Consider the following 11,160-nt stretch of genomic DNA (forward strand, 5'->3'; position numbering starts at 1 on the left):
ATCGACCTCTGTCGGCTGCAGTTTCGACATCAAGGTGGCAGCCTCGGCTGAGGTCAGCTGAGCGAGGAAGATGGCGGCCTTACGGAGCCCTGACAACACAGGTCGGATGGAGCTGCGCGGGCTGAGGGGCATTACCCCGGCAGGCACTGCTCCTTCGACCGGAACCACCGGTCCCGCGGTGGAGACCACGCTCATCGGATCGGCGTGGACGGTTCGCAGAGGCTGTGCCAGTGGGGGAGGAACGTGGCGGCGGGGCGGGTCGTGCGCCGAGAAGGGCTGTACTCGGGGCTGACCATTGGCCGCCTGGCTGGTTGGAACACCTACCAAGGTTAAGAAACTGGGCGGAGCCGTTGGTGGCGGGCGCGCCGAGTGCTCACCCCGGACCTTCCGCGGTGATGCCGCGCCCTCCGACGCACCCGGAGAATGTCTTCAACCGCCATGCGGAGAGGACGGGGACTTCGCGCGTCGGTCGGGCAGCACCTCGTCTGCACGGGGGTTCAAGCTGGCATCTGATGGTCGGCGACGAACGGGTTGTCTCACGCCGCTGGTTCACCGGACAGTGCCGCCTCTCGGATAAGAGCTCCAGCTGAGAGCAGGACACCTACCTGCCAGCCGGGGCGCTCAGCTCGTGGGCATCGACCAGGGGGACGCTGTCCCGACCCACTTCTCATAAACCGGGGTGACCGTGTATCGGACCGCGGTCAGCGGGACCAGCGAGACGTCTGTGCAGGTGTAGGCGTCCGCACCGACATCGCTGGGGACGTAGATCGGCGCGCCCAGACCCGTCACCGTGACTCCGCTGCACGTACCGATCCCCAGCAGCGATCCGCCAACAGAGCGGGAGATCCGGTAGCCGGTCACCGGCCGGCCGGCGTGCAGCATGCTGGCCGGCCAGGTCAGCCGGTAGATGTATCCGACGCCGAGGCTGTAACTCATGGTCACGGTCGGGGTGGGGCCGCTCGGCATGGCCGTTGCCGTCTGGGCGGCGAGCCCGGCGCCGGCGCTGCTCCAGGCGGCCTGGACCGGGCCAGCGGCGAGGACAGCGAACGAACACACAAAGGTGATGACCGCGGTGGTGAGGCGCGCCAGCATGTCGGCTCCGGGAGGGGGACGGGCCGTGGGACGCGCGGTCGGCGCGCCCACAGCAGAGGGGCAGGTCAGGCGGAGGCGCCGGTGAGGGTGACCGGGACGCTGAAGGACGCGCCCTGGCAGCCGTCCTCGGCGGTGGAGATCATCTCCACCGCGCCGGGGATGGTGACCGCGGTGGCTGACGCATTGGCTGCCAGGGTGATTGGGGTGGCCAGGGCGGTCGGCGTGCTGGAGGTGGGGACGACGCTGCCGACGGGGCAGGAGCGTCCGGACAGCGGCGTGATCGTGACGGCCCCGAAGCTGACGGTCGTGACCTGGACCGGGTAGGGGTTCGGGTTGGCGACGGTGGTGTACACTGCACCGATCGAGGGATCGCTGTATCCGTCTGCCGGCTTGGGGTAGAGCGTGCTTGACGGGGTTCCCGCGGTTACGACCAGCCCGGTCGCGGTGGTGGCCTGGGCGTTGGCCGCACCGGTGCCGCTGTTGGTCCAGGCAGCCCAGGCGACACCGCCGCCGAGCATCAAGATGCTGGCGCTGAAAACTACGCCGACGCGCTTGCGCTTGGACACCGGCTCGTGGGCGGGGATGGTCATGGTCATGGCAGGTCTCCGTTCCGGGGACGTCGCCTCCGTGGCGAGCTTGTCGCGGAACGACTTCGTCCCGTTGTGCACAAGCAACGGGTGCACGAGCGAGCGCCCTGACAACTGCGCGGGAAATCACCCCCCAAAGGGGGGAGATCCGTTCACAGGGGGCATGGATTGCCAGCGTCCAGGGAACCGTTCAAGGCCGTCCGTTGCTTGCGCGACGCGAGTTGGCGCACACCCACAGGGACCTGCCTCAGTCGAGCGTCTCACCGATCCGAACAGTTGGTCCGATTCGGGCGGATCCTGACGTTGGACGGCAGCACGGCGTGCTGGGCGGTGAGCTTGTCGAATCGGCTCTACCGTCATCGGTCTCGACCGCACGCGGGTCCCCCTGGCGGGTCCCCCTGGCGGGTCCCCTGGCGGGGTAGGTAGCGACCTGGCACGCCGCGGATGCGCCCGAAACGCCGGCCCCAGCCCGACGGAGAAGACGATGTCCATGCGAATGCCCTCTGGGGCGCTGCAGCTTGTGACACGACCCGCTCTCCGGAAGTGGGTCGGGCCGCGAGTGGTCGGGTTTCCTGGCTCCTAACGGCCGAAGTTGGGGTGGCGTCGACATGTACACGGGTCTCCGGCTTAGCGCGGTCACCGACCTATTTCGGTGTCGTACCGGAGCTTGACCCGGTTTTCCGGACACGTTCGGTTCGTTGATCATGCCGCGGTGAGTGCGGCGGTGTGAAGTGCTTCGAACTCTGCGGGACTGCGGTAGCCCAGGCCGGAGTGGCGTCGGCGGGGGTTGTAGAAGCCTTCGATCCATTCGAAGATCGCTGACCCAAGTTCTGCTCGGGTGGACCACTGGCGGCGGTCCAGCAGCTCGCGCTGCATGGTCGACCAGAAGCTCTCCATCATGGTGTTGTCCACGCTGGAGGCAACCCGGCCCATCGACCCGAGCAGCCCGGCGGTGCGCAGCCGGTGACCGAAGATCCAACTGGTGTACTGCGATCCGCGGTCGCTGTGCACGATCGCTCCAGGTGTGGGCCGGCGGCGCCAACGGGCCATCTCCAGAGCGTCGACGACCAGCTCAGAGCGCATGTGGTCAGCGATCGACCAGCCGACGATGGTCCGGCTGAACACATCCAGCACCGCGGCGCAGTAGACCTTCCCCTCGGCCGTGGGGTGCTCGGTGACGTCGGTAGCCCACAGCCGGTCCGGTGCATCAGCGCTGAACCGGCGCTGCACCAGGTCCACGTGCTGGGCCGGTAGCGGGACAGACCGTCGGTGGTGCTTGCGCCGGTGGCAGACCCCGACAAGCCCGGCGGTGCGCATCAGCCTGGCAACCCGTTTGCGCCCGCACGCCACCCCGAGTCCCAGGCGCAGTTCGGCGTGCACCCGCGGTGCGCCGTAAGTGGCCCGGGACCCGGCGTGCACCTGGGTGATGGTGCTGGTCAGCGACGCGTCGGCGACCGCCCGAAGCGAAGGTGGGCGGCCCTTCCACTCGTAGAAGCCTGAGCGGGAGACCCGCAGAACCCGGCAGGTCACCGCCACGGGGAAGCCCTCGGCGGCGAGCTCACGAACCAGCCGGAACCCTATTTTGGGTCCGGCAGCACCTCGCGGGCGAAGTAGGCACTGGCCCGCTTGAGGATCTCGATCTCCATCTTCGCGACCCGCAGCTCCCGGCGCAGCCGCACCAACTCGGCCCGCTCGTCGCTGGTCGTGCCGTCTGACCGGCCGGCGTCGACGTCATCGAGCTTCATCCAGCGGCGCAGGCACGACTCCGCGATCCCCAGGTCGTGGGCGATCTCAGCGATCGGCTTCTCGCGCTGCCGGGCCAGCTCCACGGCACGGCGACGAAACTCCAGCGGCTTGGCTGCAGGCATCCAGGACTCCTCTCCCAGGCGATTCTCGCCTCAGGTCAGGTGTCCGGGAAACCGGGTCAGGCTCCTACCCGCGGTCTCCAGCCGTTGGCCTGGATTCTCACTGCCACAGGTCGATGACGCCCTCTGACAGTCGGAGTAGCCCATAGTCGCTGCGCCGCCGCTTCGCCCTACTCAGGAGAACGCCATGCCCGATCCCACCCGCCTTCGTCCTGCCGCGCGGGTCTTCCGCAGCTGGTGGGGTGACCGGACCGTGAAGACGAAGATCTTGGCAGCCGTGGCTGTGGCCTCAGCCGTGGCCATGCTGGTGGGCGTGCTCGGGCTGCAGGCGCTGAACACAGCGGCGGACCGGACGCAGGTGATGTACCAGTCGAACGTGGCGGGCTTGATCGACGTCACAACGATGCGTGGCCTGCAAAAAGACATGCGCATCCGTAACCGGGACGCCGTACTGGTGGCCGACCCGGCTCAGGCGCAGGCCAGCGTGGACGCCCTTCAAGAGCTGAGGACCCGGTTCGCAGACGCTATGGGCAGCTACACCAGCACCGAGATGACCACGGCCGAGCAAGAGCACATCACCGAGATCGAGGAAATCTACGCGCAGTACACCCAAGTGCAGGAGTCCACCCTGCTGCCGCTGGCCCTGGCGAATGACTACGCCGGCTGGATCGAGGCGAACGCGACGCTGGCCCAGCCGCTCACCGGCGCGCTGGAGGACGCGCTCAACGAGCTGGTGGCTTTGGAGGTGGCCGAAGCGTCGGAGGCCGCGGCTGCGGCCGCTGAGTCGGCCGCCAGTCAGCGCACGGCTTCGATCGCCATCCTGGTGGTCGGGATCGCTGTGGCGATGGGCATCGGGCTGTTCGTCGCGGTCGGCATCGCCCGGGCCACGCGCAAGGCCCAGGACGTCACCGACGCTTTGGCCGCTGGTGACCTGACGCGCACCTCGGGTCTGTCCACCCGCGACGAGCTGGGCCGGATGGGAACCTCGCTGGACAGCGCTGTTGTGTCACTGCGTGAGCTGATGGCCTCAGTGGTCGCCTCCGCGGATGCGGTGGCGGCCTCCTCGGAGGAGTTGTCGGCCTCGTCGGCGCAGATCTCGGCGTCGGCGGAGGAGACCAGCGCGCAGTCCGGTGTGGTCGCCTCCGCGGCCGATGAGGTCAGCCGCAATGTGCAGACCGTCGCTGCCGGAGCCGAAGAGATGGGTGCCTCGATCCGGGAGATCGCCAGCAATGCCGCCGAGGCCAGTGAGGTGGCCTCCCGGGCGGTGACTGCCGCGCAGATGACCACGGCGACGGTGACCAAGCTGGGCGAGTCTTCGGCCGAGATCGGCAATGTGGTGAAGGTGATCACCTCGATCGCTGAGCAGACCAATCTGCTGGCGCTCAACGCCACGATCGAGGCCGCGCGGGCCGGTGAGGCGGGCAAGGGTTTCGCGGTGGTGGCCAACGAGGTCAAGGAGCTGGCTCAGGAGACGGCCAAGGCCACCGAGGACATCTCCCGCCGGGTGGCCGCCATCCAAGATGACACCACCGCAGCGGTGACCGCGATCGAGGAGATCTCGACGATCGTGGGCCAGATCAGCGACCGCCAGACCACCATCGCCTCAGCGGTGGAAGAACAGACCGCCACCACCAATGAGATGGCCCGCTCGGTCACCGAGGCCGCCGGCGGATCTGGGCAGATCGCCGAGAACATCGTCGGGGTCTCCACCGCCGCGGACTCCACCACTCAGGCGCTGACCCAGACCCGCGTCGCCGTCGACGAGCTCTCCCGGATGGCCGCCGACTTGCGCACCAGTGTCGCCCGGTTCATCTACTGAGCACCGTTTGCGCCCACCGGGAACAGCATGAGGCGGCGGTCCCCCGCTCACTGGTGGGGGCGGGGGACCGCCGCAGGCGGCGTACAGCCCATCTGATCGGCAGATCTCAGGAGGCGCCGTCATCGCAGCTGGGTGCGCTGTGCGAGGCGCAGACTGGACAAGCGGGAAGTCTGCGGCACGCCTGGAATGACTTGTAGTCCTAGGAAGCCTGGTCTGATGGCTGTTCGGGGATCGGGTGGTCGGCCTCTGGCTCCGGGGTCGGGTACGTCAGCCGGTGATGCGACACCGGCCGCAGCGGCCTGCCGCGAGAACCCGGCTGTCGGCGCTCGAGGTGCCGGTCGCTGAGGTCCTCGTGTGCGGTGGTCGCGGCCGGACGGCCGAGGTGATAGCCCTGTCCGTACTGCACGCCCAGTGCCTGGAGGGCGGTAAGTTCGGTAGTCGTCTCGATGCCTTCAGCCACCAGGTCCAATTGCAGGGTCTGGCCGAGTTGGACGATGGCGCCGATGACAGCGCGATCCTCGGCGTTTACGCCGACGCCACTCACGAACGACTTGTCGATCTTGAGAATGTCGATCGGGAAACGGCGCAGGTAGCTCAGCGAGGAGTACCCGGTCCCGAAGTCATCCAAGGCCAAACGGACACCAAGCTCTCTGATCTGCCGCAGCTTGCCGGCCGTGCCCTCGGTGTCCCGCACGAACAGGGACTCGGTGATCTCCAGGGTCAGCAGCCGCGGGTCCAAGCCAGCGTGGTGCAGCGCGTCGGTGATGTCCTCGATCAGGCCCGGGTGCTGGAACTGCCGGACCGAGACGTTGACGCTGACACGCAGGTCGGCCCCGGGGTGTTGTGTCTGCCAGGCGGCGGCCTGGCGGGTCGCCTCGCGCAGAGCCCAGCGGCCGATGGGGACGATCAGACCACTGTCTTCGGCCAGGGCGATGAATTTTACGGGGGGGACCAGGCCGCGTTCGGGGTGCTGCCAGCGCAGCAACGCCTCGTAGCCGCTGATGTGCTCGGAGGCCAAATCGACGATCGGCTGGTAGTGAAGCACGAACTGCTGCCGGTCCAAGGCCTGGTGCAGGTCGGCCTGCAGGCGTTCCCGATCCAGCTGCGCGGCGTGATGGCTGGGCCGGAAGACCTCGCAGCGGCCCTTGCCGTTGGTCTTGGCCACGTACATGGCGACATCGGCCGCACGCAGCAGGCTGATGCCGCTGACCGCGCAGGTGGCCGAGGTGGCGATGCCCAGGCTGACGCCGGCGCGGACGACTTGGTCGGTGAGCATGATCGGCTCACGCAGGGAGGCCAGGATGCGGTCAGCTACCCGGGTGGCCTGTTCGCTGCTGTGCGCGCCGATGAGCAGCACCGCGAACTCATCACCGGCGAGCCGGGCGAGAGTGTCCTCAGGCCGCAGGCAGGCCTTGACCCGGGCCGCGACGACCTGCAGCAGGATGTCTCCGCCGCTGTGCCCCAGGTTGTCGTTGACGGCCTTGAGGTTGTCCAGGTCCAGGAAGAGCACGGCGGCCGGGGCGCCGGTGTCGCGCTCGAGGTCCTCGGCCGCGCTGAGGCGCTCCATGAACAGTGCCCGGTTGGGCAGGCCGGTCAGCGGGTCGTAGAAGGCCTGGGTGCGCAGCCGCTCCTCCAGCTCCTTACGGTCGCTGACATCGCGGGTGGTGAGCACGATGCCGTTGACGGCGGAATCGTCCAGCAGGTTGCTGGCGACGGTCTCCATCCAACGCCAGGAACCGTCGCGGTGACGCATCCTCGACCCGGTGCACGGCGTTTGCGTGGAGCCGGCGATGACGCCGGCCAGGCGGGTGCGGAAGGTGGCTGCATCGTCGGGGTGGAGCAGGTCGTGCACGTCGCTGCCGAGCAGCGCTCCGGGCGGGTAGCCCAGCACCCATCCCACCGACGGGGTCTGGTAGGTGATGGCGCCTGAGGGATCGACGACGGTGATGATGTCGGAGGCGTTGCGGACCAGCGACCGGAAGTGTTCACCGGCCTCCAGCGCGTCCAGCAGGGAGTTGAACGCCCGCGCGGTTTCACCGAGCTGGTCATCAGAGTCCACCCGGATGCGCTGGGAAGTCGACTGTGACCAGTTCCCGGTGCGGCTGGCCTGGGAGATGTTCTCCGCCACTGAGCGTAGGTGGGCACTGAGGACGGCGAGGCGGCCGCCCACAACGCAGCGGCACAGCGCATAGCTCAGCGCACCAACCAGGAAGCCGGCCACCAGGCAGGCCACCTGGAACGACGGCCGTTCGGTGAACCGCGCGGGCACTCCCAGGCCGGTGGCGAACGGCGGGAACACCAGCCCGACAGCGATCCCCAAGCCGACCGTGTACACCGCCAGGTCCCAGAAGACCCGCGGGGTCAGCCGGACCCCGCCCCGCCACCTGGGTGGCGTACTCGTGTGCTGCGTGATGGTGCCCATGAGAGCTCAACGACTCGTGGTGCGCCGCGCTTGACCGACTTCACCCGAAGGGATTCAAGAAGTGGCCGGCGCGGCCGATGAAACCGTCATGGACAGTGCGCTGACAAACGATCGAGGCCGCCTCGTCGGTGAGGACGTTCAAGTGTCGGTCCTCAGCGGCGAGCTGCGCCGTTACGTCGACCTCGACGCGGCAGCCACCAGCTCGGCGTCGGTCACCGTCGCCCGGGCGGTGCAGGACTTCCTGCCCTGGTACTCCAGTGTTCATCGGGGCGCCGGCGCGAAGTCCCGCTATGCCAGCGCCCGCTACGAGCAGGCCCGGGAGAGCCTGCTCCCCTTCGTCGGCGCGGACCCGGGGACTCATCTTGCGCTGTTCACCCGCAACACGACCGAGGCGCTGAACACGCTGGCCTTTCGGCTGGACCTCCGGCCCGAGGACGTGGTGCTGACCACTGCCGTCGAGCACCACGCCAACCTCCTGCCGTGGCGCCGCTACGCCCGACTGCGGGTCATCGAAGTCGACACCCGTGGCACCTTCACCCCGCAGGACGTCATCGCCGCGTTGGACCAGCACCCCACGCCACGCGTCCTGGCGATCAGCGGCGCGTCCAACGTCACCGGCTGGCTACCCGAGCTCGCCCGGATCGCGGGGGCCGCGCAGGCGCGTGGCGTGTTCGTGGTGGTCGACGCCGCCCAGCTGGCCGGGCACCGGCCCATCGACATGACCGGTCTCGGGGTGGATGCCCTGGCCCTGTCCGGGCATAAGATGTACGCACCTTTCGGCTCCGGTGCGCTGGTCGCACCCCGGCACCTCTTGGCACGCGGGGAACCACTGCTGGTGGGGGGCGGGGCGGTCAAGGCCGTCTCCTTCGACGATGTCGTATGGGCCGACGCACCCGACCGCGACGAGGCCGGCTCACCCAACGTGCTCGGCGCCGTCGCACTCGCCGCAGCCGCGCACGAACTGACCAGCAACGGATGGCCAGGGCTGCTGGCCCACGAACGCTCCCTGACCCAGGCACTGGATGCAGAACTGGCCACCGTTCCCGGCCTGCACCGCTACGGGCCGGCGGCAGGTGACCGCCTGCCGGTTGCCACCTTCAACCTTCACGGACTCCCGCACGCCCTGCTCGCCGCCCGTCTAGCCGCCGAGCACGCCATCGGCGTGCGCAGCGGCTGCTTCTGCGCCCACCCCTACATGGCCCGGCTCCTCTCCCTGAGCCAGGAGCAGGTCCAGCAATTCCATCGCGACGCCCAGCTCGACCAGCGCCACCAGCTCCCCGGGGCCGTGCGCGCCAGCGCCAACCGCACCACCTCGCTGTGCGACGTGGCAGCTCTCGGAAGCGCGCTTCGCGCCATCGCCGCGACCCCGGAGCAAGGCACCCGGTACCGCCTCGACGAGCACGGTGACTACGTTCCCCGGCACTAGTGACGGCGAGGCGCAGCAAAGGAGGCAGGTCGATGCCGAGGAGACGGTCGTGATGCAGGACCGCCAGGACGGCGTCTTCGTTCTGGCCTGCTCAGTCAGCAGCAGTGACCGTAGGGATCGGCGCAACGTGAAACGGGGCCACGGGCGTTCGGATAGCTGTAGTCCCTCTACCCTCCGGTCCGTGCCAAAAGACCAACCGGCGACGCCGTAGCGGAACTGAGTGGAGGACGCGCACAGACCGAGCTCAAAGCGGACCACGCCCTGTGACTCGGCCAGCCCCCATCGTGGGCACCTCCCAGGTCTTCGCTCCTCCTCGGTCGTCGGCAAAGCCTGCCGCCCCCCGCAGTGCCAGTGCGGGGACGACGGGTCAGCTTCCCGACGTGAGGTCCCGCGTGGCCTGCACCAGGTATCCGAGGAAGACACTTCCGGCGGCGGTGACCGGCCGGTAGTGGTTTGCCGCGTACCTTCCCACGTGTAGCGATCCGACCGGTGAGCCACCAGTAGAAGATGGACGGCGGCACCTGGTCGGGGTTACGTCCTCGGGCATGCCGGGCCCGGAAGTCTCCTGCGCGGCGGCTCGTCCTTGCGGCCGAGTGGAGAGGGCCACGCGTGAGCGACAACTTCTGGGGCCGACGGCAGCCACCCGAATCAGCCGCTGACCCGATCGTGCTGGGCCGCTGGTTTCCCACCGGGGTCGCTGAGGCCACACGCTGCCGCCGTCAGCTGGCAACGGCGCTCCAACGTGAGACGACATCGGGGCAGGCCGATGAAGGGGCCGCGGAACGACTGCTGTTGGTGTTCGAGGAGATCGTCTCCAACGCGCTACGCCACGGGTACGCGCCGGTAGAGGTGGTCATCACCGCTTGTGGGAACCATTGGCTGCTGGAGGTCAGCGACGCCGCCTTCCAGACGCCGCCAAGTCCGGCAGTGGATCGGGACGCCGCCCTCGGTGGGCTAGGGCTTTACCTTGTTGCACAGATCTGCGGCGACCACGGCTGGTTTGCCGACGGTGGGCACAAGACTGCGTGGGCGCGCATCGACTTCACTCGCGCCGAAGCTCCGCCTGAGGCCACCCGTGGGTTGCCCAAACCCCGTCTGACTGCAACGCACCGGGGGCAGCAGGCCTGCTGACCGCTGGCCGACGCGTGTGGTGCTGCACCTGCTCCCGGTCGGCCACTACCACCGGCTTCCCCGTGCGGCGATTACTCGCGTGCTCATACGGTAGAACGAAAGGCAGCGACGTCGAATTCCGCGAGCAGCCGCCGCAGGGTGCGGACCCGCCGGGCTCCCAGGCTGATCTCAAGTGCATGCAGAATGTCACAAGCCGTGGACCTGAGTTCGCGACCGTGCCCGGTGAGCAGCACGAGGCGGCCGCCGCGCCGCTGGGGGTTGACCCCCAGCTCGACGAAACCGAGTCGGCAGAGCCCGTCGATGAGCTGATGGGTGGCCTGCCGACTGTGTCCCAGGCGCCGGGCCAGTTCAGCAGGTGGTGTGCCTTCGGCGTCGAGGAAGGTAAACAGCAGGGTCTGAGCCGGACTCAGTCGCGGCCACCCTCGTTGCTGGAGTTCATCTCGCGACTCGTCGTCGAACCATCGGCTGGCCAGCAGTAGCAGACGAGCCAGCGGGGGATCAGGGCCGATGGTCGCCTCTTCCATCAACCCAGGCTAACCGTTGGGGGACGTCGTCAGGTTTCGTGACGATCTATGATCTTGCGAGCACTCCATTGCGCACCACCGAAGAGCGCATCCATGCTCAGTCCCCGCCACGTCCCTCTGGGCAACCCTGCACAGCAGTCGTGCGGAACAGCGGTGCCGGGATGTCAGGAAAGGTACTGTGGACGAAACGGGACTGCTGCACGAGTAGGTGACATCTGATCTGCGGTGCCGAGAGGTGCCGCTGGAAGGATGTTCACCGTGCCCAAGCCCTACCCCAAGGAGTTCCGCGACGAC

9 protein-coding genes and 1 pseudogene are annotated in these 11,160 nt (G+C 68.4%); 3 read left to right on the plus strand and 7 right to left on the minus strand.

Translation table 11 applies throughout. The features are described 5' to 3' along the window. From FB380_RS24255 to FB380_RS23845, 5 genes and pseudogenes are all read right to left on the minus strand, one after another. Nucleotides 1–195, minus strand: a pseudogene (locus FB380_RS24255) (hypothetical protein); the annotation flags it as partial. A 426-nt stretch (nt 196–621) separates the two neighbouring features. Then, nucleotides 622–1,092: a hypothetical protein gene (locus tag FB380_RS23830; protein WP_166757853.1), complete on the minus strand. Its 471-nt coding sequence runs from the start codon at nt 1,090–1,092 to the stop codon at nt 622–624. A 65-nt stretch (nt 1,093–1,157) separates the two neighbouring features. Beyond that, nucleotides 1,158–1,688 carry a hypothetical protein gene (locus tag FB380_RS23835; protein ID WP_166757854.1) on the minus strand — a complete coding sequence of 177 codons (531 nt, stop codon included), beginning with the start codon at nt 1,686–1,688 and terminating at the stop codon, nt 1,158–1,160. 693 nt (nt 1,689–2,381) lie between these two features. Further along, the gene (locus FB380_RS23840) at nt 2,382–3,215 is read right to left on the minus strand and encodes an IS3 family transposase (protein WP_229682325.1); all 834 of its coding nucleotides are present in this window, start codon (nt 3,213–3,215) and stop codon (nt 2,382–2,384) included. A 41-nt stretch (nt 3,216–3,256) separates the two neighbouring features. Next, nucleotides 3,257–3,547 (minus strand): transposase, encoded by a 291-nt coding sequence (locus tag FB380_RS23845; RefSeq protein ID WP_166757855.1) that lies wholly within the window; start codon nt 3,545–3,547, stop codon nt 3,257–3,259. A gap of 184 nt (nt 3,548–3,731) precedes the next feature. On the opposite strand from FB380_RS23845, the gene FB380_RS23850 reads away from it, so the two are divergent. Further along, complete coding sequence (locus tag FB380_RS23850) at nt 3,732–5,363, plus strand: methyl-accepting chemotaxis protein (protein WP_166757856.1); 1,632 nt, start codon at nt 3,732–3,734, stop codon at nt 5,361–5,363. A gap of 199 nt (nt 5,364–5,562) precedes the next feature. Here FB380_RS23850 and FB380_RS23855 read toward each other — a convergent pair whose 3' ends face one another. Beyond that, entirely contained in the window at nt 5,563–7,785 is a 2,223-nt protein-coding gene (locus FB380_RS23855; RefSeq protein WP_166757857.1) for a putative bifunctional diguanylate cyclase/phosphodiesterase, read from the minus strand. A gap of 142 nt (nt 7,786–7,927) precedes the next feature. Between FB380_RS23855 and FB380_RS23860 the strand changes: the two genes are divergently transcribed. Together FB380_RS23860 and FB380_RS23865 are read left to right on the plus strand one after the other, a co-directional pair. Further along, entirely contained in the window at nt 7,928–9,211 is a 1,284-nt protein-coding gene (locus tag FB380_RS23860) for an aminotransferase class V-fold PLP-dependent enzyme (protein ID WP_166757823.1), read from the plus strand. Between the two features lie 609 nt (nt 9,212–9,820). Next, the gene (locus FB380_RS23865; RefSeq protein WP_166757824.1) at nt 9,821–10,342 is read left to right on the plus strand and encodes an ATP-binding protein; all 522 of its coding nucleotides are present in this window, start codon (nt 9,821–9,823) and stop codon (nt 10,340–10,342) included. Nucleotides 10,343–10,425: 83 nt separating this feature from the next. On the opposite strand, the gene FB380_RS23870 is transcribed toward FB380_RS23865, so the two are convergent. After that, nucleotides 10,426–10,866, minus strand: a complete 441-nt coding sequence (locus tag FB380_RS23870) for a MarR family winged helix-turn-helix transcriptional regulator (protein ID WP_166757825.1) — start codon at nt 10,864–10,866, stop codon at nt 10,426–10,428. Between the last annotated feature and the right edge of the window lie 294 nt (nt 10,867–11,160).

The organism is Modestobacter marinus (assembly GCF_011758655.1).
Classification (GTDB): domain Bacteria; phylum Actinomycetota; class Actinomycetes; order Mycobacteriales; family Geodermatophilaceae; genus Modestobacter; species Modestobacter marinus.